This is a genomic window from Segatella copri, assembly GCF_019127135.1.
Classification (GTDB): Bacteria; Bacteroidota; Bacteroidia; order Bacteroidales; family Bacteroidaceae; genus Prevotella.
Genome location: NZ_JAHOEA010000049.1, coordinates 1 through 25,961, shown reverse-complemented (window position 1 = coordinate 25,961; position 25,961 = coordinate 1). Strand labels below are relative to the sequence as shown.

Here is a 25,961-nt window from a genome sequence, read left to right as displayed (position 1 = left end):
TTTCCAATATCACAAATTGTGACTTTGAACATTACCATATTTAACAGCATTCAAAGGTAGTGCTTTTAGCCTTTAAGCCACTATTGCACAACCCCTTTCTTTGAAAAGAACGTAAAATTAATAGTATTATTGCTATGATTGTACTTTTAGTAATCGCTTAACTCGTTGTACCGTACTTACTCCTTTACCACTCAACTTCGCCACATACCTAATGGCTATGTCGTTAATCCTACCCATACCCCCTGTTTTAGGGTGCATGGGTAGTTTTTTTGATAAAATCAATGTGCATAGGATTGCTTGTCAAACAACTCTTATCGTTTGCAAAACTACTAATAAAATTTGGATTATTCTATAAATCCATTATAACTTTTGTTTTTTTTGCTATCCCCTAAATATATCGATTTTGTGGGGCTCTTTTTCAGTTTCTTCTAACTATTTCATGTGCCTTTCTGAATAGGGAGTGAATTGTAATGCAAAGCGTTTATGTGCTGCTTTAAGATATGAGTCGTAGGCATGGTCAGAATGGTTATATTTATAAGGTACAATTTTCCCTTTTCTTAAGCGGGCAATACGCCCTTGTTCGTCTATTCGATAGAAGAAAGTATGATAGTAGTTGTCCAAACATGGATTTTGCTCTTTGTCAAGCCAAGAATTTTCTTCAAACACCTCTAATTTTAGAAGTTTACTTTGCTCATAATATACCCATTTGCTTCTTTGAATATCTTCCATAGGAATATGCCGTTTGCTATTAAAACTGAACTTTACAAATGTAGGTTTAATTTCGTTCATACCTAAATACAACACATCTGCAATTTTTCCTTCATGTCCATAAGTAACAAGAAATGTTTCATTTGTTTTCCATTCAAAACCAATGCTCTTTATGTTAAAGGCACAGACAAGAACTTGAGCGTATGGTTGACTAACACCTACGAGCCTAACCTCTCGATATTGTGCTTCCTTATGATGATAGAAAATGTCGCCGAGAAGTTCTTTTGCTAAAGTGTCTTTTAGTAGGACCCCACTGTCTGGCGAAGCTTGTTGTAATGTGTAGGAATAAGAATTTATGCTATCTATTTTTTCTTCAAGATTCAAAAAACTTGCATACCTTGGTTGACACAGACAAGAGGATAGCCCCATTGCTATGACCAAGACTATAACGATTGTCAATAAGAAATGCCTCATATTACTTTTTACTTTGGTATTTTGAAATTAGATTTTTATTTGCAAGAATATTAATCATTTCCGTATCTTCAATTTGCTTTGCGAAATCTAAAGGAGAGCGCATAGCATTATTTTTACTTAATGCATCTGCTCCGTATTTTACAAGCAATTTGACTAAACAATAATCATCATTAGCATTGAATACAGCATACCATAGAGGATTATTGCCATAGCAATCAATAATATTTACCTTTGCTCCCTCTTGTAATAATAATTCTGCAATAGTTATATTGTTGTATTGCGCACAGAAATGTAAAGGAGTCCATCCCATTTTATCTTGATAATCAATATCAATGCCTTTATTCACTAAATCAACAGCAATTGTATTATCACAAGATACAATAGCTTCTTGTAGAAGATTTCTGCCATATGCATTGCTATAATTTATATTTCTTTCAAGTATTTTTTTTTTATAGATTCTCATTTCAAGAACATTTTATTTATGATAAATCTGTATGCCTTTAACATCTGCGATACCCTCAAACATAATGGTTTCGTCATCGACTTTATTGATTTTATTTACGTATTGTCTTCCATTTATGTCATTGAGATATAAGGAATCATTTTGCAAACAATAGGTATATCTGTATAGGGTATCAGCTTGTGAGTATAATTCCACCGTACTATCATTGAAAAATTCAATCTCAGGATAATTGATCTGTCTTTCTCCACCATTCAAAGTCCAATGACCAACCAAATCCTCATTAGTGCAAAATTCGGTATTGTCTATTTTCGGAGCACTGATTGTACTAATTGAAAATAACAACCTAAGAATTAATATTGGTACTATCGGACATAGATAATAAAGCCAAGTTGCTCTTAAGTTTTTTGAAAGTTGAAACATAAATCTCAACAAAGGAAACAAGTAGATAGGATACAAGCAGATGGTTATAAGCATACCATAACGACATATTTTGTCTACATCAGAGCGAACAGGGGCATCAAAGAAGAATATAGAAACATAGCATCCCAAGGGCCATAATATCAGCGAAAATGCCATAAGTATAAAGAACACCTTCTGTAAAATAGTGGGTGTTCCTCCTAATATGCGAGCTATCAGCCCATCATTAGGTTCTTGTTTTATTTCTTCTTTGTTCATGCAAAAACAGTTCCGTTATATGTTCTTATTTTGGTGTTATAATAAAAGAACGAAGATTGATGAAGTTTATTGCTTAGGATTACATCATTTTATTATCAAAAACACTATATGCTTGTGTCGGAAAGGTATATATTCATTTTATAATGGGGTTATGTTCACAAGTTTGAGATTTCATGTAAAAAAGTCCTAATTTCTATGTTTCTCTTCGTGCAAATTATGGGATATTAAGAAAAATATCGTATCTTTGTCCCCGAATTGAGGCGTTCTTTTCATATTGCAAAATACAGAAACGAGCAGAAGTCCGCTCGTTTCCATATTGTTACCTATATAATATAGGCAAACGCCCAACTTCTTGATTTTCAATCAAAGTCCAATTTAGAGCGAGTTAGTTTTCTTAACTTTTTAGCCCATTTTCTATCTTTTTTGCGCCAAAACGGCCCAAAACAGGGGCTTTTAAATCTTCTTCTTATAGCAGCGATGACGGCGATGCTGTTCGCTCTCCAGATACTGCCACTGGCTCTGAACACCGGTATTGGTCTCCATCTGCGGCATTGCCTCTGCCCACTTAAAGCCATAACGGCGATACTGCTTTATCAGATCGGCAAAAATAAGCGCATTGGCTCCCTTCTTGCGATATTCCGGAAGAACACCTATCAAGAGCAAATCCACAGTATCCGTCTTGTGCCACTTCAGTACCTTCAGCACCTTCAGCCAAGCCGTAGGGAAAAGCTTGCCATTGCCTATCTCGCGCAGCGCATCGGTAAACGAAGGGAAAGAAACACCAAAGGCTACCAGCTTGTTGCCAGCGTTGCCATCCACCACACCCGTTACCAAGTTCAAGTCAGCCTTCTTGATATAAGAGTTTACATATTCATCTATCTGCTTCTCCGTAAGCTGCTGGAAATCATAGAGATTCTTATAAGTCTCGTTCACGATTTCGAACACCTTCCTGCCCATTCCTCCCGAGGTCAGTTCCCTGCGGGTGAACTTATGAACATGCAGATTATATCGGCTCTCTATCATTTGGGCAGTCTTGGCAAACTTAGCCGGCGTCTCCTTCGGAACCCTGATGCGGTACTCCAGCCAGTCGTTATCCTTCTCATAGAGCGGATAACTCTCCAGATGCGTCTTATAATAAGGATAATTGTAGTTTATATACATCGTAGACTTCCGGTCGAAGCCCTCGATGAGCAAGCCCTCACGGTCCATATCCGTAAATCCGAGCGGACCTACGCATTCGTTCATTCCCCTTCTCTTGCCCCAGTTTTCTACCGCTTGCAACAAGGCACAGGAAACCGCTACATTATCCACGAAATCGAACCAGCCGAAGCGAACCTGCTTCTTGTTCCACTGTTCGTTGGCACGATGGTTGATAATGGCAGCAATTCTACCCACGATACGAGCCTCGCTGTCAACCGCCAGAAAGTATTGTGCCTCGCAGAATTCAAAGGCAGGATTCTTCTTTGGGTCCAGCGTATTCATCTCGTCGAAACGCAAAAAAGGAATGGCATACTTATGGCCTCTGTAGAGATCATAATGAAACTGAATGAAGGTTTTCAGCCCTTTTTTAGTCGTTATCGGTATGATTCTTATCTCATCATTCATTAGTAAATTGTTTTATGTATATATATTCAATTGCGGTGCAAAAATACAATAAATTAATGAATAATGCAACTCTTTTCTTATAAATTTATAAAAGTTGGTTCATTATTGTCCAACTTTGTGGATATTTATGTACCTTTGCAGGTTGAAATGCCCCAAAGAGCATCATAAAGTTATGAAGAAAGAGAAAAGAGACAACTATACGTTCCTCACACATGCCCCTGTGCATCATGTGATTTTTACGATGGCCATACCAACGATTATCAGTATGCTGTCGACGAGCATGTACAATCTCGCCGACACCTATTTCGTGGGCAGCATCAACACACAGAGTGTGGCAGCGGTAGGCGTTTCGTTTGCAGCAATGGCTGTGATTCAGGCGATTGGTTTTTTCTTTGGCCATGGTGCAGGCAATTATGTTTCGCGACAGTTGGGCGCCAAGCATACGGAACAGGCACAGAAGATGGCAGCCACGGGCTTTGTGCTGAGTTTTCTTACCGGTCTCCTCATCGCCATTCTGGGTCATGTGTTTCTAACTCCGCTCTGCCTTCTGATGGGTTCTACACCCACCATTCTTCCTTATACAGAACGCTATCTGGGCATTATCCTGCTGGGTGCTCCCTTTATGACCACCTCGCTTACGCTGAATAATCTGATGCGCTTCCAGGGCAATACGATGTATGCGATGAAAGGCATCATGTCGGGTGTGCTGCTCAATCTGATTCTGGCTCCACTGTTCATTCTCTACTTCCAGTTGGGCATTACCGGAGCCGCCGTAGCTACCCTCACCAGCCAGTGTTTCGGCTGCGCCATGCTCTTCTGGATGACGCATAAAGGCGAGAACATCCGCATCCGTCTCAGCAATTTTACCCCTACCCGCGCCTTTGCCAAGGAGATTATCTTCGGCGGAACCCCTTCGCTGTCAAGACAGGGACTGGGAAGTATTGCTACGCTGATGCTCAATGTGGCAGCAGGTGCGTTTGGCGATGCAGCCATTGCGGGCATGAGCATCGTTACCCGCATCTCCTTCTTTACCTATGCGATGGTCATCGGTCTGGGTCAGGGATTCCAGCCGCTCTGCGGATTCTGCTACGGCGCCAAACTCTACGGGCGCGTAAAGGAAGCCTTCTTTTTCTGCATCAAATGCGGCACGGTTTTCCTCAGCGTCTGTGCCATTCTCGGCTTCATCTTCTCAACTTCCATCATCAGTATTTTCCGCGATGATGCAGCGGTTGTAGCCGTAGGTTCGGCAGCTTTGAGATGGCAGGTGCTCAGTTTTCCGCTCGTAGCCAGCATCGTGCTCACCAACATGCTGATGCAGACCATCCGCAAACCGGTGAGAGCCAACATCGTAGCGGCAGCACGCAGCGGACTTTTCTTCATTCCGCTCATCTTCATCCTGCCCTATTTCTTCGGATTGCTGGGCGTGGAGATGTGTCAGATGTGGGCAGATTGCTGCTCGTTTGCCGTAGCGGTTCCGATAGCCTGGAGCGCTTTCAGGGATATGAGAAGAGAGCAGATGGAACTTGGGAAAAAACAATAATAAGAAGATACTAGAAGTTTCGCATGTGGTTTAAGTACGGGCTGAAGGCCCAAAAGCTCCAGAAGCAGCACGCCCTGAAAGGGCAGAAGCTCCTAGCCCAGGGCATCGCCCTGGGTATGATGGCAATCAGCAAGACGCCCTGAAAGGGCAAAAGCTTTATGTTTTGCCTGGAGTTTTAAAGCTTTTGCCCTTACAGGGCGACAGGGTTGCGTCCATAAGAACCCAGGGCGATGCCCTGGGCTAGGAGCTTCTGCCCTTTCAGGGCGTGTGGAGCAAAACTTGCGAAACTTGAAGAAGATACTAGAAGATAAGAGAAAATACTTGAGATAAGAGAAATGGAGAAGATTTATTACATAGGATTGGACGTTGGCTCTACGACAGCCAAAATAGCCCTTATCGACAGCGATAATCGGGTAATTTACTCAAAATACGAACGCCACAACGCTCGTGTCAACGAACTTGTGTCGCAATATTTCGATGAGATTTTAGCCCTTGTGGGCGATGCAGAGACAAGAATCTGCGTAACGGGAAGCGTAGGAATGGCTACTGCCGAACAGCTCCAGGCGGAGTTTGTACAGGAGGTGGTGGCTGCATCGGTCTATGCCCGTACGGCTCATCCTGAGGCGAAAGCGCTCATCGATATTGGTGGCGAGGACGCGAAGGTTATCTTCTTCAAGGAAAACGGAAATATGGAACTGCGCATGAACGGCAACTGTGCCGGCGGAACGGGCGCTTTCATCGACCAGATGAGTGTGCTGATGGGCGTAGAAAACCAGAAGATGAGCGACTTGGCGATGAAGGCAGAACACGTTTATCCGATGGCTGCCCGCTGCGGCGTGTTTGCCAAGACCGACATCCAGAACCTGATGGCGCGCAATCTGCCCGAAGCAGATATTGCAGCCAGCATCTTCCATTCCATCGCCGTACAGACGGTGGTAACGCTTTCTCACGGCATCAGTTTCGAGGCTCCTATCCTGCTCTGCGGCGGTCCGCTGACCTTTCTTCCGGCTCTCCGCAAGGCTTTCTGCGATTATCTCCATCTTTCTCCAAACGACTTCATCGTATCCGGAAACAGCAATCTCATTCCGGCTCTGGGCTGTGCTTATCGGGCTAAATCGGCAGATTCTGCAGCCTCAGTTTCTGTTCTCAGAAGTCGGATGAAAAAAGAAATACAAACGGAATGGACCAGCAGTCTGCTGCCTCTGTTCAAGAACGAGAAAGAGCACCAGGAATGGCTCAAATCAAAAGCTCAATTCGCTACGGAAACCAAACCGCTGAATAAAGGAAAACAGCAGGTTGTGATTGGTATTGATTCTGGCTCTACTACGACGAAGATTGTTGCGGTAAGGGTAAATGCGGGAACGCCTACGGGAGATATAGTCTTTACCAATTACCGTCTGAATCTAGGAAATCCGATCAAGGCGGTAGCGGATGGACTGAACGCCCTGAAGCAGGAAGCTGCATTGCGAGGCGCTGAACTGGAAATCGTAGGTTCCTGCTCTACAGGTTACGGCGAAGAGCTTATCAAAGCGGCTTTCGGACTCGACAGCGGCATTATCGAAACAATGGCGCACGAAAGAGCAGCTGCCTCACTCATGCCCGACGTGAGTTTTATCCTGGACATCGGCGGACAGGACATGAAGGCAATCTTCGTTGAGAAAGGGGCTGTGGTGCGCATGGAACTGAACGAGGCTTGCAGTTCGGGCTGCGGAACATTCATCCAGACCTTTGCCAACAATATGGGTTATTCTGTAGGCGATTTTGCTCAACTCGCCTGCCAGTCGAAGGCTCCCTGCGACCTGGGAACCCGCTGCACCGTCTTCATGAATTCGAAGGTGAAGCAGGTGCTCAGAGAGGGCGCATCTGTTGCTGACATTTCTGCCGGAATCTCTTATTCTGTCATCAAGAACTGTCTTTATAAGGTATTGAAACTCCATGGAAATGAGAACCTTGGAGACAAAATCGTTGTACAGGGAGGTACGATGAGAAACGATGCGGTGGTAAGAGCATTTGAGTTGCTCACCCATACCGAAGTGGCACGAAGCAACATGCCTGAATTGATGGGCGCCTACGGTTGTGCCCTTCATGCGGCAGCAGATTATAAACATCGCACTTCTGCAGAAGACGAGCACCCTGCCTCACCAAGAACCATCGATGAGCTGCTGAATCTGGCTCATTATGAAACCAAACAGCTGCAATGCAAAGGCTGCGAAAACCATTGTTATGTTTCCCGCTACACCTTTACCGGCGGCAACCGATTCTACTCCGGAAACAAGTGTGAGCGTGTGTTCAACAACAAGGGAGCAAACGGGATAAAAGGCAAAAATATTTACGAATACAAATATAGTTTACTCTTTGATAGAGAGACAGTTAACCAACCTGCTACCGCGTTTCACGGTACATGGGTAGGCATTCCTCGCATCCTCAACATGTACGAGGAATATCCGTTCTGGAATGCGCTGCTCCGGGCAGCAGGATTGGGCGTGATTCTCTCTTCCGATTCCACTTTCAGCCAGTATGAAGGAGCCTTGAATACGGTGATGAGCGACAATATCTGCTTCCCGGCTAAACTGGCTCACAGTCATCTGAAGGAACTCAACGAGAACCCGAAGGTAGACCGCATCCTCATGCCATACGTGGTTTATGAGCATAATGACGACCCGAAGAATACGCTGAACAGTTTCAACTGTCCGGTCGTTTCGGGCTACAGCGATGTCATCAAGTCGGTCATCAATCTGAAGAAACCAATCGATACGCCCGTCATCAACTTTGCCCAGCCTAAGGCGCTGGAAAAACAGATTACCGATTATCTCAAGCAACTGGGAGTAAGCAAGAAGATTGCCCGTAAAGCGCTGAGAGAGGCCCTCTATGCTCAGGCAGTATATGCTGCAGAAATCAAGAAACAGGGCTGGGAGATTCTGAAAAATGAAGAAACAGAAGCTCAGAAAACGAACGAAGACAAGACACAGAAGCAGACTCAGAAGCCGGACAAGGGACTTACTATTCTGCTGGCTGGCCGTCCTTATCATACTGACCCGCTGATCCAGCACAAGCTGAGCGAGATGATTGCCAATCTGGGAGTCAACGTCATCAGCGAAGACATCGCCCGGGGTAATCTCTTTGCAGATTTCAAAGAATTCAATCTGGAGAACCTGGCGGCAGAAAGAAATGAGGCAGCATTAGCCAACCAGGACAACAACGAAGCATACAACTGTCAGCCAGAGACTTATCTCGTGAAGCAATGGGCGTATATGAACCGCATTCTGAAGGCAGCGCAATGGGCAGCCGAACAGGGCGATGAGGTTCATTTCGTCCAGATGACCAGCTTCGGCTGCGGTCCTGACAGTTTTATCCAGGACGAGATTCGCGACATCATGAAGCGCCACAACAAGCCGTTCACGCTGTTGAAGATAGATGATGTAAGCAATATCGGCTCCCTGAAACTCCGTGTCCGCTCGCTGATAGAAAGTCTCAGAGTTAAAAGTTTAAAGTTAAAAGTTAATAGTTTTAAGTTAAAAGGTCAAAGTACAAATCATAAAGTTCAAAGTTCAAATCTCAAAGTTCAAAGTACTACTCAAAGTCTCCAGCAGACCAAGGTATTCACCAGGCAGGATATTCATCGCAAGATTCTCGCTCCTTTCATGACCGAATACCTCACCCCTATCATTCCGCCTATCCTGAAACTGATAGGCTATGATGTAGAGGTACTTCCGATGAGCGATGAGGTAAGCGCCGAACTCGGCTTGAAGTTTGCCAACAACGAAGTCTGCTATCCGGCAACCCTCATCGTCGGAGACATCATCAAAGCCTTGAAATCAGGCAGATACGACCTGAATAATACGGCAGTAGTGATGAGTCAGACGGGCGGCCAGTGTCGCGCAACCAACTACGCCGGTCTCATCAAGCGTGCGATGATTTCCAATGGATTCCAGGACATTCCGCTGCTCACACTCGGTGTAACAGCCTCAACAGGCGAAGCATCAGGCTCAACAGACGACAAGCAAGACTATAACGAGCAGGACGGCTTCAATGTGCCTTGGCTGAAATACAGTCAGATTATCGTTACCGCCATTTTCTATGGCGATGCAATCAACGAAATGTACAACGCCTGCATCGTAAGAGAGCGTAAACCGGGCATTGCCAGAGAGTTGCGCGACAAATACATGCAGCTGATAGACGGACCTATCGCCCAGAATTCAGCCAAAGGACTCATCCGACTCCTGGAACAGGCAGCCGAAGAATTCAACCAGATGACCCTCGACAGAACGTTGCCGAAGGTAGGAATCGTAGGCGAAATCTTCCTGAAGTTTAATCCTTTCGCCCACCAGTTCCTGGAGCAGAACATCATTTCGCGCGGCATAGAGGTGGTTCCGCCTCTGCTTGCCCCCTTCTTCCTGCAGGAATTTGTGAATGTAGAGATACAGAAACACATGCGGCTGAGTTGCACCAAAGTGCCCGATTTCATCATCAAGGGCGCTTATCAGGCGCTGATAGGCAGAAGATTGCGCCAGGTAAACAAGGCAGCCGGCAAGTTCCGTTACTTCCGTCCGTTCACCAATATCTATGATGATGCGAAGGACGTACAGGGACTGGTTTCGCTCGCAGCCCAGTTTGGCGAAGGCTGGCTTCTGCCTGCCGACATCGTAGGTTACATCCGTGATGGCGTGAACAACATCATCTCGCTCCAGCCTTTCGGCTGCATCGCTAACCACGTGATTTCCAAGGGTATCGAGAAACGTCTCCACGACCGGTTCCCAATGCTCAACCTCGTATCGCTCGACTTCGATTCCGGTGTTTCAGAGGTAAACGTCACCAACCGACTGCTCCTCTTTCTGGACAGTATCGCAAAATAAGACAAGCCAGACCCATGTACGGTAAAACACCGTATATGGGTCTTTCCGTCTTTCATCCCCCAAAAAATCACTCTAAAAAATACAAAAAACCGTAGCTATTTCTTTGTCATTCAAGAAAATAATCGTATCTTTGCACTCAAATTTTATTGAGACATTAAGAAAATGAGTAAAGATACATTAACTCATCAGTTGACAGAGACCATCGAGGAGCTTTCGAGCGCCGAATCTTTGAAGGGTCTCTTTCATCAGCATCGAGACGGGAATCCACTTCCTTCGGGCAAGGCGCTCGAAGAAATCATCAGTTTGTCCCGTTCTATCCTCTTTCCGGGATATTTCGGCAATTCTTCGGTAAATATCTCAACCATCAAATATCATATTGGAGTAAGAGTAGAGAAACTCTATGAGATGCTGTCAGAGCAAATTCTCGCCGGTCTCTGCTTCGCCAACGACTGCGAAACGGAAACCCAGGCAGAATTGCAGCACCAGCGTGCCAAGGCAGGCGTGATTGCAGCCAAGACAATCATGGAATTCCCAAGACTGCGCAAGATTCTGGCTACCGATGTAGAGGCTGCCTACGAGGGCGACCCGGCTGCCATGAGTCACGGAGAAATCATCTCCTGCTACCCGGTCATCAAGGCGATTACCAACTACCGCATCGCCCACGTACTGCACGAACTGGGAGTGCCGCTCATTCCGAGAATGATGACTGAGCTGGCTCATTCGGAAACCGGTATTGATATTAACCCGGAGGCTACCATCGGCAAGCACTTCACCATCGACCACGGTACGGGTGTGGTGATTGGAGCTACCTGCATCATCGGCGACAATGTGAAACTCTACCAGGGTGTAACCCTCGGAGCCAAGAGTTTCCCACTCGATAAGGACGGCAATCCTATCAAGGGAATCCCTCGCCACCCTATCCTCGAAGATAATGTCATCGTCTACGCCAATGCCACCATCCTCGGTCGCATCACCATCGGAGAAGGCTGCGTAGTGGGAGCCAACGTATGGGTTACCAAGGATATGAAACCAAAAACAAAGAAATATAAAAAAGAAAAACAAAGTTTATTAGATATAGAATTCAATAATGGAACAGGAATTTGAACTCATTGCCAAGACCTTCATGGGCCTCGAGCCTGTCTTGGCTGAAGAGCTCACCCAGTTGGGTGCCAATAATGTACAGATCGGTCGCCGCATGGTGTCTTTCACAGGCGACAAGGAAATGATGTATCGTGCTAACTTCCAGTTGCACACAGCCATCCGTATCTTAAAGCCTATCAAGCACTTCAAGGCTAGAAGCGCTGAAGAGGTGTATGATCAGATCCAGAAGATCAAGTGGGATGACATCTTAGACGTGAAGAAGACTTTCTCTGTTGACTCAGTAGTCTACTCAGAGGAGTTCCGCAACTCACGCTTCGTAACCTACAAGGTAAAGGATGCGATTGTTGACTGGTTCCGCGAGAAGCAGGGTACACGTCCAAATATCAGCGTATCTAACCCGGATATCCGCCTCAACATCCACATTGCAGAAGACAATGCCACCTTGAGTCTCGATTCGAGTGGTGAGAGTCTGCACCGCCGTGGCTACCGCCAAGAGCAGGTAGAGGCTCCTCTGAACGAGGTTCTCGCTGCAGGTATGATTCTGATGACTGGCTGGAAGGGCGAATGCGATTTCATCGACCCGATGTGTGGTTCAGGTACCATCGCCATCGAAGCTGCCCTCATCGCCCGCAACATCTCTCCAGGTGTGTTCCGCAAGGAGTTTGCCTTCGAGAAGTGGAACGATTTCGACCAGGATCTCTTCGATATGATTTATAACGACGACTCTCAGGAGCGCGAGTTTGAGCACCATATCTATGGCTACGATGTTGACATGAAGGCTGTAAACACAGCTAACCTCAACGTTCGTGCTGCCGGTCTTAGCAAGGACATCACCATCTCACAGGCTGATTTCAAGGACTTCACCCAGCCAGCCGAGAAGAGCATCATCGTGATGAACCCTCCATACGGCGAGCGCATCTCTACCCCTAACCTTCTGAACACCTACAAGATGATAGGTGAGCGTTTCAAGAAGGCTTTTGCCGGCAACGAGGCTTGGGTATTGAGTTACCGCGAGGAGTGCTTCGAGCAGATTGGTCTGAAACCATCTATCAAGATTCCTGTATTCAACGGAAGCTTGGAGTGCGAATTCCGCAAGTATGTGATGTTCGACGGCAAGATGAAGGACTTCCGTTCTGAAGGCGGTATTGTGAAGACAGAGCGCGAGAAGAGCGAGATGGCTCAGAAGCACCGTTTCAAGAAGGAGCGTGAATTCAAGAAGCGTGTAAGCGAGGAGACAGAAAACGAGGAGGACGATATCCGTTCTTTCAAGTTCCATACTCACCGTCTGGAAGACTTCGAGAAGAAGCGTGCTGAGTTCCATAAGGGCGGTCGTTCACGTATCGGTGGCGGCGGTCGACGCAATGATGACGACGATGACAAGCGTGGAAGCCGCAGCTTCAAGGGCGACCGCAAGGGTGGCCGTGACTTCGGTGGCAAGCGCGACGGAAAGCGTTTCGAGAAAGGCGACAAGCGAGGTGGCTTCAAGGGCGACAAACGTGGTGGCCGTGATTTCGGAGGCAAGCGCGGAGGCAAGAAGAACTTCAGCGTTGACTTCGACGACGAGGATTAAAGAGACATAATCCCCATGCGTCGTGTTTCACGACGCATGGGTGGTAACCCCGATAAAGTAAAGAATATAATGAATCTGAAGAATTCAATTTATAAATTATCTTTTGCTGCTATGATTATGATGGCTATGAATGCAACCGACTTACAGGCTCAGGGCGTGGTTCCTGCTCAAAAAGGCGAGAAAACCTTTACGCTGGAAGACCTGAACTTCGGCGGCAACAACTATCGTAACATGGTAGCTAAGAACCGCTGGTGCACCTGGTGGGGCAATGAACTCGTTCGCCAGGATGTGGATGCCTGCTATCTCGTCAACAAGACGACAGGCAAGGAGACCAGACTCTTCGGCATCAATGACATCAACCAGTGGATTGCTCCAACCAAGGACATCAAGGTAAGAGCCCTCTACAATGCACTCTTCCCTTTTGCAGGCAAGAGCATCGTGATGGTAAGCAACGGCAGCAAGACTTATACCATCGACTTCAAGAAGCATAAGCTGCTGAGCGAGATGGATTTTGCTGACGGTGAGAACCTCCTGGAGGCCAACGCCCAGCAGAACGCCTTCGCCTATCTGAAGGGCAGTAACCTCTATGTGCGTACCTTCGATGTAACCAGCAACGCCCTGACAAAAGAGAAGAAATCTCACGATTTCCAGCTTTCAAAGGACGGAAGCCGCGAAATTGTTTATGGCCAGAGTGTTCACCGCGATGAGTTCGGTATCAACAAGGGAACCTTCTGGAGTCCGAACGGCGAACTGCTCGCCTTCTATCGCATGGACCAGAGTATGGTAACCGACTATCCGCAGGTCGACATCCCGGAAATCGGTTTCAATCATCCTGAAACACAGAGTTGCATTGCTACTCCTGCACCAGACAAGTATCCGATGACGGGCGAGAAATCACACAAGGTAACCGTAGGCGTGTTCGACTGCATGACCGGCAAGACCATCTCTCTGAAGGCTGGCGATCCAACCGACCGCTACTTCACCAACATCGCATGGAGTCCGGACAGCAAGACCATCTATATGTTCGAACTGAACCGCGACCAGAACGACTGCCGCCTGACTGCCTACAATGCAGAAACCGGCGAGAAAACAGGCGAGCTCTATCGCGAAACCGACGAGAAATACGTGGAGCCTTGCCACCCTATCCAGTTCCTGCCTTGGGACAGCAACAGTTTCATCATGCAGAGCCGCAAGGATGGCTACAACCACCTCTATCTCTGCACCCTGGGCAAGCACGGAAGCCGCATGGCCAGCAACACAGAATCGCTCGAAATCAAGCAGTTGACTTCCGGCAAATGGGAGGTGATGGAAGTACTCGGCTTCAACACCAAGCGCAAGAGCATCATCATCGCATCCAACGAGAAATCGCCTATCCAGAGAAACATCTTTGCCGTAGATACAAAAACCGGCAAGCGTACGCTGGTAGATGATTGCGGCAAGGGATGGCACAGCGCCACTTTGAGCGAGAACGGACAGTATGTCTTCGACAACTACTCTACTCCTACCGTGCCTCGCAAGATTGCCCTCGTGAATACCGAGAACGGCAAGCGCACCGCTTACTTCACAGCCGAGAACCCTTGGAAAGGCTACAATGTACCTGAGTACAGCTGCGGTACCATCAAGGCTGCCGATGGCGAAACAGACCTCTACTGGAGAATGGTGAAACCGGTAAACTTCGATCCAAACAAGAAGTATCCTACCATTATATATGTATATGGTGGACCTCATGCCCACAACGTAGATGCCCGCTGGAACTACTCTAGCCGTGGTTGGGAAACCTACATGGCAGAAAAGGGCTATCTGCTCTTCATCCTCGACAACCGTGGAAGTGAGAACCGTGGCAAGGCTTTCGAGCAGGCTACCTTCCGCCAGCTCGGACAGATTGAGATGCAAGACCAGATGAAGGGCGTGGAATATCTGAAGACGCTTCCTTACGTAGATGCTGACAAGATTGGCGTTCACGGCTGGAGCTTCGGCGGATTCATGACCATCTCGCTGATGACCAACCACCCTGATGTGTTCAAGGTAGGCGTAGCAGGCGGTCCAGTAATCGACTGGCACTGGTACGAGGTGATGTATGGCGAACGCTATATGGACACCCCACAGACCAACCCAGAGGGTTACAGGAAGACCTCTCTGCTCTATCAGGCAAAGAACCTGAAGGGCAAGCTGCAGATTATCCAGGGCTTGAACGATGTGACTGTAGTGCCACAGCACTGCCTCACCTTCCTCAAGGCTTGCATCGCAGCAGGCACCCAGCCAGACTTCTTCGTCTATCCTGGCGAGCCTCACAACATGAGAGGTCATCAGAGCACTCATCTGCATGAGCGCATCAGCAATTATTTCTTCGATTATTTGAAATAACAAATTCAAGTTTCGCAAGTGGTTCAAGAACGGGCTGAAGGCCCAAAAGCTCCTAGCCCAGGGCATCGCCCTGGGTATAATGGCAATCAGTAAGGCGCCCTGTAAGGGCAAAAGCTTTATGTTTTGTCTGGAGTTTTAAAGCTTTTGCCCTTACAGGGCGACAGGTTTGCGTCCGTAATTACCCAGGGCGATGCCCTGGGCTAGGGGCTTCTGCCCTTTCAGGGCGTGTGGGGCTTACTTGCGAAAGTTTAGTAACAAACAATAACTTACAGCAAATGAAAATTTTATTGTTAGGAGGCGGTGGCCGCGAGCACGCCTTAGCATGGAAAATCGCTCAGAGCGAGAAGTGTGAGAAACTCTTCATCGCTCCTGGTAATGCCGGTACACAGAATGTCGGCGAGAACGTAGATATCAAGGCAGACGACTTTGAGGCGCTCAAGAACTTCTCAGTTGAAAATGGCGTTGATATGGTAGTAGTTGGTCCGGAAGACCCATTGGTAAAGGGTGTTTACGATGACTTCAAGAACGATCCTCGCACCCAGAACATCCCAGTCATCGGTCCATCAAAGGCTGGCGCCGTATTGGAAGGCAGCAAGGACTTCGCCAAGAAGTTCATGAAGCGCCACAACATCCCTACTGCCCAGTATGAGACTTTCGACGGCGAGCACGTAGAGGAAGGCTTGAAATTCCTGGAGACACTGAAGGCTCCTTATGTATTGAAGGCTGACGGTTTGTGCGCCGGTAAGGGCGTTCTCATCCTCCCTACCCTGGAAGAGGCTAAGAAAGAGTTCAAGGAGATGCTCGGCGGTATGTTCGGCAACGCTTCTGCACGCGTAGTCATCGAGGAATTCCTCAGCGGCATTGAGTGCTCTGTATTCGTATTGACCGACGGCAAGAACTACAAGATTCTGCCTGAGGCTAAGGATTACAAGCGCATCGGCGAGCACGATACCGGTCTGAACACCGGCGGTATGGGTAGCGTTACCCCTGTACCATTCGCTACCAAGGAGTGGATGCAGAAGGTTGACGAGCGCATCATCCGTCCTACAGTAGAAGGACTTGCTGAGGAGAACATCGACTATAAGGGATTCATCTTCTTCGGTCTGATTAACGTTGAAGGCGAGCCTATGGTCATCGAGTACAACTGCCGTATGGGTGATCCAGAGACTGAGAGCGTGATGCTCCGTCTGAAGAGTGACATCGTGGACCTCTTCGAAGGTGTAGCAGCAGGCGATTTGGACAAGCGCAGCATCGAGTTTGACGAGCGTGCTGCAGTCTGTGTAATGCTCGTAAGCGGCGGTTATCCAGAGGCTTACAAGAAGGGTTATCCTATCCAGGGCATCGATGACGTGGAAGGCTCAGTAGTATTCCACTCCGGTACAGCCATGAAGGATGGTCAGGTAGTTACCAATGGTGGTCGTGTCATCTGCGTAAGCAGCTATGGCAAGAACAAGGAAGAAGCCCTGAAGAAGAGCTTTGCTGAGGCACAGAAGATCCAGTTCACCGACAAGTACTTCCGTTCTGATATCGGACAGGACCTTTAAGATGAGTTAATAGTTAATAGTTTATAATTAATAGACATTCATGCATTCTTCGATTATTAATTGATTATTTTTAGGTATGCAAGTCCATTTTATAACGGCGCAAGCCTCTATAAACTATTAACTATAAACTATAAACTAAATATAGATGTTAAGAAAGAAAACTTTTCAAAATAAAGTAGCGGCTAGCCGCTACTCTTTACCTATTACTGCAACCCTTGCCACACTGGTTTGGGTTGCAGTAGGTTTATTGGTATCCAATATCTGGGTAGAATTTGCTTTCACAGCCATGTCTACCCTGCTGATGGTGGAACTGAACAACCGTAATGCCCTGATGCGTACCTACAGCCGAATGGTATCCTGCAGTTTTCTGGCATTAATGACGATGGCAGGACTCCCCCACCTCTCTTTAAAAAGCAGTATTGTGACGATGTGTTTCATCGCCTTTTATCTCATTATCTGGAATTGCTATCAGGATAAACGCTCTACAGGCTGGACTTTCTACGCCTTTGCCTGCATCGGTCTGGCATCGTTGATTTTCGTGCAGATAGGCTATTTCATGCCTATACTGTGGATTATGATGATGGTGTTTACCCTCTCCTTTAGCGTAAAGACATTCTTTGCATCCCTGGTAGGTCTCATCGTGCCCTACTGGTTTGCAGCCGGCTATTTCTTCTATACTGACAACATACAGGGGTTGGCAGATCACTTCTGTGGATTCATCAACTACAGCGAACTCTTTGATTATTCGCAGGTTACCGACCATCAGCTTCTGAACCTGAGTTTCGTTACCCTGCTCACCATCATCGGTTCCATCCACTTCATACGCACCAGCTACGGCGATAAGATACGCACCCGCATGATCTACGAAACGTTTATCATGTTATCGGCTGCCAGCATCATCTTCATCATCCTGCAGCCTCAACATATACAGGAACTGGGCGGCATTCTGATTGTGAATACAGCACCGCTTATCGCCCATTTCATCACATTCACCAGAGGTAAGTTTACCAACATCACCTTCATCCTGCTGCTCATCATGCTGGTACTTATCATGGCATATAACATACTCGTACCAGAAACCGTATTACTATGAGTTGGATAATAGATTTCTTAATGAGCTGGGGCTACTGGGGCATGCTGGTAGCAGCCTTCCTTGCCGGCAGTTTCTTTCCCTTCAGCAGCGAGGTGGTCATGTCGGGCTTACAGGCTGCCGGACTGGAACCAATCCAGCTCGTACTGTATGGAAGCATCGGCAATGTGCTCGGTTCAATGTTCAATTATGGCGTAGGACGGATGGGCAAACTGGAATGGATAGAAAAATATCTGCATGTAAAGAAAGAGAGTCTCGACAAGGCTCAGAACTTTATGGCCGACAGAGGTGCCTGGATGGGGTTCTTCGCCTTCCTGCCCCTGTTGGGAAGTGCCATCACCATCGTTTTGGGACTGACGAGAGCCAACATCGTGATTTCTGTCATCAGCATCACCATCGGAAAGGTGTTGAGATATGTACTGCTGGTTTACGGACTCAGTTTCATCTTTTAAACAAGCTGCAAAGAAAACAAAGAATTGATTCATATAGATTGACTGCTTATGAGAAAGTATTTATACCTTATTATATTATGTGTGGTTTTCGCGGGCTGTAAAGGCAGCCAGCAGAAAGGCAAAACCGCAGAAAGTAACGGAAAGGAATCTGTCGCCAACAGCGATGGCAAACCTGCTGTTACCGTAACCATCCCTCCCTACAAGTTTTTCGTTGATAAGATTGCCGGAGATAAGGTGGATGTCAACGTGATGGTATCCAACGGCAACAATCCTGAAACTTACGAGCCTTATGCCCAGCAGATGATGGAACTCTCCAGGAGTGCCCTCTATCTGAAAGTGGGAAGCATCGGTTTCGAACAGACCTGGATGAAGAAGCTGCAGGATAACGCTCCTGACATGAAGGTGATAGATACCTCCACAGGCATCACGCCTGCCAAGACACCAGGCGGCAATACCGACCCGCATGTATGGATGAGTTGCAAAAATGCCCGCATCATCTCCAGCAACATCTTCAAGGCACTCTGCAATCTGGAGCCGAAGAACAAGGCGTTCTTTGAGAAGAACTATCTGTCGCTGCTGAAGATCATCGACAAGCGAGACAGCACCATCAGAAAGGGTTTCAAGAATCATCCCGAGATGGTTCGCAAGTTTGTGATTTATCATCCTATCCTCACTTATTTTGCCCGCGACTACCAGTTGGAGCAGCTTGCCATTGAGGAAGAAGGCAGGGAGCCGAGTGCCGCCCAGCTGAAGAGCCTCATCGAGAGAGCAAGAAAAGAAAAGATCAAGTTCTGCCTGATTCAAGCAGAATTTGCCAACCGCAACACCACAACCTTCATCAAGGAGAGCCACACCAAGCCAATGAATATCAATCCATTGCAGGGCGACTGGAACTGGGCGATGCAGGAAGCGGCAGCAGCGGTACAAGGCAAGAAAATCGTTGTTGGGAAGTAAGCTCCACACGTTCTGTAAGTTCCACACGTTCTGTAAGCTCCACACGCCCTGAAAGGGCAGAAGCTCCTAGCCCAGGGCAACGCCCTGGGTATAATAGCAGTTAACAAGGCGCCCTGTAAGGGCAAAAGCTTTGTTAAAACAACAACTAATCATAAAGTTCAATGTTCAAAGTTCAAAGTTCAAAGTTAATAGAGATAGAGCATCTTTCTGCAGGCTATGAAGGCAAAGAGGTGCTCCACGACATCAACCTCACCGTCTGCAAAGACGATTATCTTGGCATCATCGGTCCCAACGGTGGGGGCAAGACAACCCTCATGCGCCTCATCTTGGGACTGATGAAACCCACAGACGGCAGCATCCGCTTTTATAAAGACGGGGAGGAAGTAAGGGAAATCAGCATGGGATATCTGCCCCAATACAATCATCTCGACAAACAGTTTCCTATCTCCGTCTATGAAGTGGTACTCTCAGGACTCAGCAAGACCAAAAGTCTCTTTTCGAGATACACCCAGGCACAGCACCAGCAGGTACTCGACTGTCTGGAACAGATGCAGCTCACGGAGTTGAAAGACCGCCATATCGCAGCCTTGAGCGGCGGACAACTGCAGCGAGTACTCCTCGCCCGCGCCATTGTTTCCAAACCCGATGTAGTGATTCTGGATGAGCCCAACACCTACATCGACCGCCGATTCCAGAAGCAGATGTACGAGATGCTGGAACAGATCAACCGGGAGTGCGCCATCATCATCGTAAGCCATGATGTAGCCGAAGTGCTCAATAACGTAAAGCACATCGCCTGCGTAAATCATCATCTCCACTACCACGATACGGCAGATATGCCGAGAGAGAAACTGGAAGAGCATTTCTTAAATGTATAGGCTTATTATATAATAATGCCTAAAAAACAGGTGCAAAAATCCATATTATCTCATCTTTTTATTATCTTTGCAACTGGAATGTGCCTTTTTGAAAGGCACGGAGAAAGCATTCAGAAAGAAATATAATACATTAAAGTTTAAACAATAATGAAACAGTACAGATTAGTGGACAATATCTTCGGATGGGTCGCATTCATCATTGCGGCGTTCACTTATTGTTCCACAATTGAACCGACAGCCAGTTTCTGGGACTGTCCTGAGTTTATTACGACTGCTTACAAGCAGGAGATCGGTCACCCACCTGGGGCACCATTCTTCATGCTTTTAGGCAATTTCTTCACACATTTCGCCAGCGACACCACCCAGGTAGCCAAGATGGTGAATACGATGAGCGCCCTGCTGAGCGCCGTCTGTATCATGTTCCTCTTCTGGACCATCACCCACCTGGCTCGCCGACTCGTTATCAGCGATTGGAAAGAACTGACTACCAGTAAGCTGATTGCCATCGAGGCATCCGGTATGGTGGGCGCACTCATCTACACCTTCAGCGATACCTTCTGGTTCTCAGCTGTCGAGGGTGAGGTTTATGCGTTCTCTTCTGCCTTTACCGCTGTGGTATTCTGGCTCATCCTCAAGTGGGAAGACCATGCTGACGAGCCTCATAGCGACCGTTGGCTTGTGCTCATCGCCTATATGACCGGTTTGAGTATCGGTGTCCACCTGCTCAACCTGCTCTGTATCCCAGCCATCGTATTGGTTTATTACTACAAGAAGGTGCCACATGCCAACCTCAAGGGTTCACTCCTGGCACTGTTCCTTTCATTCCTCGTAGTGGTAGCCGTACTGTATGGTGTGGTTCCAGGTATCATCACCGTAGGCGGCTGGTTCGAGCTGTTCTTTGTCAACACCCTCGGCTGTCCGTTCAATACCGGTGAAATCGTATACATCATCTGTCTTGTAGCCTCTGTCATCTGGGGCATCTACGAGACCTGTAATGCATCAGAGAAGAACGAGAAGAAGCAGAATATCGCCTTCGTTCTCGGTTTCGGCATGCTCGGCATCCCATTCTACGGATATGGCTGGACAGCTGCCATTACCGGCATCATCGTGCTGGTTATCCTCTGGTTCGTACTCGGCTACAAGCGCAAGCAGGAAGTAGTAACAGGCGTTGACGAATCTACTGGCATCGCCAAAAAGAAGATGCAGCTCCTGCCGCTCATCTCAGCACGCGTCAAGAACACAGCCTTGCTCTGTATGCTGATGCTGATGATTGGTTATTCCAGCTACGCACTCATCGTGATCCGTTCTTCTGCCAACCCTCCTATGGACCAGAACTCTCCTGAGGACATCTTTACCCTGGGAAGTTATCTGAGCCGCGACCAGTATGGTGACCGCCCTCTGTTCTATGGCCAGGCTTATACATCACAGGTAGCCCTCGAAGTAGACGGCAACATGTGCAAGCCTGTCATGAAAGAAGGCGCACCGGTTTACCAGCGCAAGGAGAAAGCTTCGGCTGATGAGAAGGACTCTTACTTCGTAGTAAGTCACAAGAATAAGTATATCTATGCCCAGAACATGCTCTTCCCTCGTATGTACAGTTCGGCTCATGCCCAGGCATACGAAGACTGGATGGGCGGTGTAGAAGGCACAGAGATTCCTTACGACCGCTGCGGAGAGAGTATCATGGTGAAGATGCCGTCACAATTTGACAACATCCGCTTCTTCCTCTCTTACCAGTGCAACTTCATGTACTGGCGCTACTTCATGTGGAACTTTGCCGGCCGTCAGAACGACATCCAGGGCAATGGTGAGCCAGAGCACGGAAACTGGATTACCGGTTTCTCATTCATTGATGATTCACTCTATGGCGACCAGAGCAAATTGCCAGACGACCTGAAGGAGAACAAGGGCCACAATGTATTCTACTGCATGCCGCTGATTCTCGGTCTCATCGGACTTTTCTGGCAGGCTTGGTATACCCGCAAGAAGAAGGTAATGAAGAACGGCAAGGAAGAGGAAGTACTCCTCCCTATCGGAATCCAGCAGTTCTGGATTGTATTCTTCCTGTTCTTCATGACAGGTCTTGCCATCGTCATCTACCTGAATCAGACACCTATGCAGCCACGTGAGCGTGACTATGCTTATGCCGGCTCATTCTATGCATACGCTATCTGGTGCGGTCTCGGCGTACTCGCCATCATCGACATTCTGAAGCGCAAGATGAAGCTCAGCGGTACTGCCATAACAGCCATCGTAGCTGTAGTAACTCTGCTCGTACCTATCCAGATGGCTTCACAGACTTGGGATGATCACGACCGCTCAAACCGTTACACCTGCCGTGACTTCGGTCAGAACTACCTGATGTCACTTCAGGAGAAGGGCAATCCTATCATCTTTACCAATGGTGATAACGATACCTTCCCACTCTGGTACAACCAGGAGGTAGAAGGCGTAGGAACAGATGCCCGAGTATGTAACCTGAGCTACCTGCAGACCGACTGGTATATCGACCAGATGATGCGTCCTGCATACAACTCACCATCTGTGCCAATCACCTGGCCACGTCTCGACTTCTGTTCAGGTACCAACGAATATGTATCTGTTGAGCCTGAGGCAAAGAAGCAGATTCTCGACTTCTACAAGCAGGATCCAGAGAACGCCAAGAAGCAGTTTGGTGACGAACCGTTCGAACTCAAGAACATCCTGAAGAACTGGGTACGCAGCAAGAACCCTGACATGCACTTCATCCCTACAGATACCCTCTATGTCACCATCGACAAGGAGGCTGTAAAGAAGAGCGGCATGATGATGGCATCAGATTCTATTCCAGACAAGATGGTCATCTCTCTTGCCGGCAAGAGCGCACTCTACAAGGGCGACCTCATGATGCTCGAAATGTTGGCACAGTGTAACTGGACCCGTCCGCTCTACGTAGCACTCACCGTAGGCGAAGAGAACTATATGAACCTCGGTGACAACTTCGTACAGGAGGGACTTGTAAACCGTATCACTCCGTTCACCACCAACAAGCCAGGTGCCAAGAACTTCGATACAGAGAAGGCTTATCACAACATCATGACCCGATTCAAGTTCGGCAACCTGAAGCAGAAGGGACTCTACATCGACGAGACAACCATGCGCATGTGCTATACACACCGTCGCCTGCTCGCCCAGACAGCCCTCCAGCTCATCGCCGAAGGCAAGAAGCAGAAGGCTATCAACATTCTGAAGAAGGCTGATACCGAGATTCCTGCCTATAATGTTACGCTCGACTATATGAGCGGTGGTTTGGATATGGCTCGCGGCTGGCTGATGACCGGTCAGAAAGCTAAGGGTAAGGAATATATTGAAGCGGTATGGAAGAATGCTTCACAATACCTCAACTACTATCTCTCGCTGCCAAACGACCGTTTCCTCCAGGCAGAGCACGACTGCATCCGTCAGATCATGATTATGCAGAGCATCTGCGAAGCTGCCGGAATGGTGAGTCCACAGTTGGAGCAGAAGTATGAGAAGCAGCTCAACAACCTCTACCGTCTCTATCATGGCAGAGGTGGCAGAATGCCGGAAGGCAATCAGTAAAAAATAGAAAAAAGTTTGGTGTCGCGAAACACGACACCAAACTTTTCATTATTCATATAAACCTGTTTTATCCATGTTCATAGAGCAACCAGCCAAATGGCTCAGATGGTTATACCCAAAAGCCATCTGGAGAATGGACAAGAAAGACCATTCAGTCTATCTTACATTTGATGATGGTCCGATTCCTGAGTCAACTCCATTCATCTTAGAGACCCTGAGAAAGTACAATATCAAGGCAACTTTCTTTATGGTAGGCGAGAATGTATTGCGCCATCATGACCTCTACAACCAGATTGTGGCAGAGGGTCATCAGGTAGGCAACCATACATTCAACCATATCGGTGCCTTCAAGCACCGTGTCATCTCCTACGTGCTCAACACCAATAAGGCGAACGACATCATCCATGCCCATCTCTTCCGTCCACCTCACGGCTGGATGCGACCAAGTGAGTATTGGTGGCTGCACCGCACTTACAAGGTCATCATGTGGGATGTGGTGACGCGCGACTATTCCAAATGGATGACGGCAGAAGATGTGGTGAACAATGTGAAACGGTATGCCCGCAATGGCAGCATCATCACCTTCCACGACTCCCTGAAGAGCATTGAAAAGCTGAAGACGGCGCTACCTCAGGCCATAGAATGGCTCATGGAACAGGGTTATGAATTTAAGACTTTTGAATAAGAAGCTGTTATTCCCAAACAGGAACAGCCCAACAAACACAGACAAGAAATGAGCAAAAGAATCAACAGTTATCAGGCGGTAGCTGCATTTGTTAGAGGTTTCTTCGAAGCTTACGCACGTGGCATCATCGATGCTACCATCGAAGGCAATGACTTCAGCAAGAAGAACGACCCGAAACAGATCAAGCAGATGATGCTGGAGCACTACGGCGAGGTAAACCAATACTTCTTCGACATCATGTTCTCCACCCTCGTACGCCTCAACTACAAGACTGCCGAGGAAGCCAACGAACGCATGAAGAAGAATTTCGACAGCATGAAACAGGCTGACCCGACCTTTGAGCCAACCATGCTCGACTACTTGCGCATAGCCTGCAAATCTAACCAGTTGTACAAGGCGATGGAATCAGAATACAAGCGTAACTTCACCTGGCTACTTCAAGGCAAGTTTACCACTCTTGAAGAGCATGTACGCGATTATACCCACGGCATTCTCATCAGTCTTGCTGATGAGCCGATGGCCATCCATCTTCTGGTGCGCATCATCGTGAAGGCATACGCCGCAGGCTTGAAGTGTGGCAGCAAGGAGGGCGAGCAGCACCAGCTCCACATGCCAACCCTTCACGGCATGTTGCTGAACAATGTCAACATCCTGCTCAACGAGACCCCACTCAAGAGCAGCACCGAAGATCCAGTAGCCCTCTTCAAGGAGGCATGCAAGAATGAAGAAGAAAACATCAACGTTCTTTTCAACACATTAAACGATGCGATGAAAGAACTGGCAGCAGAATAAAAGAAAAAGCCCCTGATGCATCACGCATCAGGGGCTTTTTCTTTTATTCATTATTTAAGAGTCTCGTTGACTTTACTCCAGTCTTTATTCATCAATTTTCTCGATGATGCGATGAATCTTCAAGGCATATATAAATCAACAGCTCGCAAGCCCGTTAGGAGTTAGAGCCCGTTAGGCGTTCCTGCGGATTTGCAAATCTCGTGCAAACGAGAGTAATTCAAGCTTGCTTGAAAAATGCCGAGTGCAGCCGAGATTCTCTAAGAGAAATCTGCAGACAAAAAAGGTTCGACCACTTTAAAGCGGATTTACAATCCGCAGCCGTAGGCTTTTCATATCTCCAAATGTAAACCACCAATACAGTGTCCCCACTATTTATCAGCGGGTTAGCCGTACCAGTATATTTGAATAAAGTTTTGATTTTCTAAAATCTTACAATCAAGCGACGGCTTGGGATGTCTTCGTTACCTCAGCATCCATACCATCTTCAAAATGGCGGACATAGTCACATGGCAGGAACAAGGCATCACCCTCCTCGCCACAAAATATGCGAGTAAGAATCCATTTTATGTGAATTTTGTCGAGTAAGTGGAGGGAATTTCACCCTCCCTTCTCTCGGAACCGTGCTTGACAG

17 protein-coding genes are annotated in these 25,961 nt (G+C 47.5%); 13 read left to right on the top strand and 4 right to left on the bottom strand.

Annotated features, from left to right (window positions below):
• Window positions 1-432: 432 nt before the first annotated feature.
• The 4 genes from KSW37_RS11975 to KSW37_RS11960 form a co-directional block, all read right to left on the bottom strand.
• The gene (locus KSW37_RS11975; protein WP_217314620.1) at window positions 433-1,182 is read right to left on the bottom strand and encodes a hypothetical protein; all 750 of its coding nucleotides are present in this window, start codon (window positions 1,180-1,182) and stop codon (window positions 433-435) included.
• Between the two features lies 1 nt (window position 1,183).
• Window positions 1,184-1,645 carry an ankyrin repeat domain-containing protein gene (locus KSW37_RS11970; RefSeq protein WP_217314619.1) on the bottom strand — a complete coding sequence of 154 codons (462 nt, stop codon included), beginning with the start codon at window positions 1,643-1,645 and terminating at the stop codon, window positions 1,184-1,186.
• Window positions 1,646-1,657: 12 nt separating this feature from the next.
• Window positions 1,658-2,320 carry a hypothetical protein gene (locus tag KSW37_RS11965; protein ID WP_217314618.1) on the bottom strand — a complete coding sequence of 221 codons (663 nt, stop codon included), beginning with the start codon at window positions 2,318-2,320 and terminating at the stop codon, window positions 1,658-1,660.
• A gap of 453 nt (window positions 2,321-2,773) precedes the next feature.
• Window positions 2,774-3,925, bottom strand: a complete 1,152-nt coding sequence (locus KSW37_RS11960; RefSeq protein ID WP_217314617.1) for an N-acetyltransferase — start codon at window positions 3,923-3,925, stop codon at window positions 2,774-2,776.
• A 172-nt stretch (window positions 3,926-4,097) separates the two neighbouring features.
• Between KSW37_RS11960 and KSW37_RS11955 the strand changes: the two genes are divergently transcribed.
• From KSW37_RS11955 to KSW37_RS11895, 13 genes are all read left to right on the top strand, one after another.
• Window positions 4,098-5,465 carry an MATE family efflux transporter gene (locus KSW37_RS11955; protein WP_217314616.1) on the top strand — a complete coding sequence of 456 codons (1,368 nt, stop codon included), beginning with the start codon at window positions 4,098-4,100 and terminating at the stop codon, window positions 5,463-5,465.
• 335 nt (window positions 5,466-5,800) lie between these two features.
• Entirely contained in the window at window positions 5,801-10,318 is a 4,518-nt protein-coding gene (locus tag KSW37_RS11950) for an acyl-CoA dehydratase activase-related protein (protein ID WP_217314615.1), read from the top strand.
• A gap of 162 nt (window positions 10,319-10,480) precedes the next feature.
• Window positions 10,481-11,422, top strand: coding sequence for a serine O-acetyltransferase (locus tag KSW37_RS11945; RefSeq protein WP_217314614.1), 942 nt, complete (start codon window positions 10,481-10,483; stop codon window positions 11,420-11,422).
• A complete protein-coding gene (locus KSW37_RS11940; protein WP_217314613.1) occupies window positions 11,406-12,989 on the top strand; it encodes a THUMP domain-containing protein in 1,584 nt (527 codons plus the stop codon). Before KSW37_RS11945 ends, KSW37_RS11940 begins: the two co-directional genes overlap by 17 nt.
• A gap of 120 nt (window positions 12,990-13,109) precedes the next feature.
• Window positions 13,110-15,353, top strand: coding sequence for a S9 family peptidase (locus KSW37_RS11935; RefSeq protein WP_254368644.1), 2,244 nt, complete (start codon window positions 13,110-13,112; stop codon window positions 15,351-15,353).
• Between the two features lie 275 nt (window positions 15,354-15,628).
• Window positions 15,629-16,897, top strand: a complete 1,269-nt coding sequence (gene purD / locus KSW37_RS11930) for a phosphoribosylamine--glycine ligase (protein WP_217314612.1) — start codon at window positions 15,629-15,631, stop codon at window positions 16,895-16,897.
• Window positions 16,898-17,042: 145 nt separating this feature from the next.
• Window positions 17,043-17,990: a hypothetical protein gene (locus KSW37_RS11925; protein WP_217314611.1), complete on the top strand. Its 948-nt coding sequence runs from the start codon at window positions 17,043-17,045 to the stop codon at window positions 17,988-17,990.
• Window positions 17,987-18,439 (top strand): YqaA family protein, encoded by a 453-nt coding sequence (locus KSW37_RS11920; protein ID WP_217314610.1) that lies wholly within the window; start codon window positions 17,987-17,989, stop codon window positions 18,437-18,439. Before KSW37_RS11925 ends, KSW37_RS11920 begins: the two co-directional genes overlap by 4 nt.
• Window positions 18,440-18,487: 48 nt before the next feature.
• Window positions 18,488-19,393: a metal ABC transporter solute-binding protein, Zn/Mn family gene (locus tag KSW37_RS11915; protein ID WP_217314609.1), complete on the top strand. Its 906-nt coding sequence runs from the start codon at window positions 18,488-18,490 to the stop codon at window positions 19,391-19,393.
• A gap of 161 nt (window positions 19,394-19,554) precedes the next feature.
• Window positions 19,555-20,271, top strand: a complete 717-nt coding sequence (locus tag KSW37_RS11910; RefSeq protein ID WP_117728265.1) for a metal ABC transporter ATP-binding protein — start codon at window positions 19,555-19,557, stop codon at window positions 20,269-20,271.
• Window positions 20,272-20,418: 147 nt separating this feature from the next.
• Window positions 20,419-23,853 carry a glycosyltransferase family 117 protein gene (locus KSW37_RS11905; RefSeq protein ID WP_217314608.1) on the top strand — a complete coding sequence of 1,145 codons (3,435 nt, stop codon included), beginning with the start codon at window positions 20,419-20,421 and terminating at the stop codon, window positions 23,851-23,853.
• A 73-nt stretch (window positions 23,854-23,926) separates the two neighbouring features.
• On the top strand, window positions 23,927-24,538 hold the full coding sequence (locus tag KSW37_RS11900) for a polysaccharide deacetylase family protein (RefSeq protein ID WP_006847742.1): 612 nt from the start codon (window positions 23,927-23,929) through the stop codon (window positions 24,536-24,538).
• Between the two features lie 48 nt (window positions 24,539-24,586).
• The gene (locus KSW37_RS11895) at window positions 24,587-25,330 is read left to right on the top strand and encodes a hypothetical protein (protein WP_217314607.1); all 744 of its coding nucleotides are present in this window, start codon (window positions 24,587-24,589) and stop codon (window positions 25,328-25,330) included.
• Window positions 25,331-25,961 lie beyond the last annotated feature (631 nt).

Bases quoted from the DNA above. Each gene is read 5' to 3' on its own strand.
- KSW37_RS11975 (WP_217314620.1), bottom strand. From the start codon at position 1,182: ATGAGGCATTTCTTATTGACAATCGTTATAGTCTTGGTCATAGCAATG.
- KSW37_RS11970 (WP_217314619.1), bottom strand. From the start codon at position 1,645: ATGAGAATCTATAAAAAAAAAATACTTGAAAGAAATATAAATTATAGC.
- KSW37_RS11965 (WP_217314618.1), bottom strand. From the start codon at position 2,320: ATGAACAAAGAAGAAATAAAACAAGAACCTAATGATGGGCTGATAGCT.
- KSW37_RS11960 (WP_217314617.1), bottom strand. From the start codon at position 3,925: ATGAATGATGAGATAAGAATCATACCGATAACGACTAAAAAAGGGCTG.
- KSW37_RS11955 (WP_217314616.1), top strand. From the start codon at position 4,098: ATGAAGAAAGAGAAAAGAGACAACTATACGTTCCTCACACATGCCCCT.
- KSW37_RS11950 (WP_217314615.1), top strand. From the start codon at position 5,801: ATGGAGAAGATTTATTACATAGGATTGGACGTTGGCTCTACGACAGCC.
- KSW37_RS11945 (WP_217314614.1), top strand. From the start codon at position 10,481: ATGAGTAAAGATACATTAACTCATCAGTTGACAGAGACCATCGAGGAG.
- KSW37_RS11940 (WP_217314613.1), top strand. From the start codon at position 11,406: ATGGAACAGGAATTTGAACTCATTGCCAAGACCTTCATGGGCCTCGAG.
- KSW37_RS11935 (WP_254368644.1), top strand. From the start codon at position 13,110: ATGGCTATGAATGCAACCGACTTACAGGCTCAGGGCGTGGTTCCTGCT.
- purD (WP_217314612.1), top strand. From the start codon at position 15,629: ATGAAAATTTTATTGTTAGGAGGCGGTGGCCGCGAGCACGCCTTAGCA.
- KSW37_RS11925 (WP_217314611.1), top strand. From the start codon at position 17,043: ATGTTAAGAAAGAAAACTTTTCAAAATAAAGTAGCGGCTAGCCGCTAC.
- KSW37_RS11920 (WP_217314610.1), top strand. From the start codon at position 17,987: ATGAGTTGGATAATAGATTTCTTAATGAGCTGGGGCTACTGGGGCATG.
- KSW37_RS11915 (WP_217314609.1), top strand. From the start codon at position 18,488: ATGAGAAAGTATTTATACCTTATTATATTATGTGTGGTTTTCGCGGGC.
- KSW37_RS11910 (WP_117728265.1), top strand. From the start codon at position 19,555: ATGTTCAAAGTTCAAAGTTCAAAGTTAATAGAGATAGAGCATCTTTCT.
- KSW37_RS11905 (WP_217314608.1), top strand. From the start codon at position 20,419: ATGAAACAGTACAGATTAGTGGACAATATCTTCGGATGGGTCGCATTC.
- KSW37_RS11900 (WP_006847742.1), top strand. From the start codon at position 23,927: ATGTTCATAGAGCAACCAGCCAAATGGCTCAGATGGTTATACCCAAAA.
- KSW37_RS11895 (WP_217314607.1), top strand. From the start codon at position 24,587: ATGAGCAAAAGAATCAACAGTTATCAGGCGGTAGCTGCATTTGTTAGA.